This window comes from Methylobacterium longum (genome assembly GCF_022179385.1).
Classification (GTDB): domain Bacteria; phylum Pseudomonadota; class Alphaproteobacteria; order Rhizobiales; family Beijerinckiaceae; genus Methylobacterium; species Methylobacterium longum.
Map to the genome: position 1 here is coordinate 1 of NZ_BPQS01000185.1, position 450 is coordinate 450.

The following is a 450-nucleotide window of genomic DNA, read 5'->3' on the forward strand; positions in this document are numbered from 1 at the left end:
CAGGTACAACCAGCCCTCCCCCGTCCAGATGTAGGAGATGTCGCTCCCCCACTTCCGATCCGGCCCAGCCGCCGTGAAGTCCTGGTCGAGGTGGTTGGGCGCGACTGGAAAAGCGTGACCGCTGTCCGTGGTGCGCCGGAAGCGCCGCGGCTGGCGGGCTTTGAGCCCGTTCTCCCGCATCAGCCGGGCCACGCGTCGCCGGCCAGCCGCCAAACCCTGCTCGCGCAGCTCGTGGGTCATGCGCGGGCTGCCATACGTCTCGTGCGAGAGCGTGAAGGCGGAGCGGACGTGAGCGAGCAGCACGAGATCCTCGCGCTGCCGCGTCGAGGCCGGGCGGTTCTTCCAGGCGAAATAGCCGCTCGGACTGAGGTTGAGGACCTTGCACAGGCGCGCGACCGGGAAGTCCTTCTTCGCCGCGTCGATGAGGCGGAACCTCATCGACTTCCCTCC

General features: G+C 68.4%; 1 protein-coding gene. It reads right to left on the reverse strand.

Annotated features, from left to right (window positions below):
* A partial coding sequence (locus tag MFF58_RS32020) for an IS3 family transposase (RefSeq protein ID WP_238294375.1) occupies window positions 1–450 on the reverse strand: 450 nt, incomplete at both ends.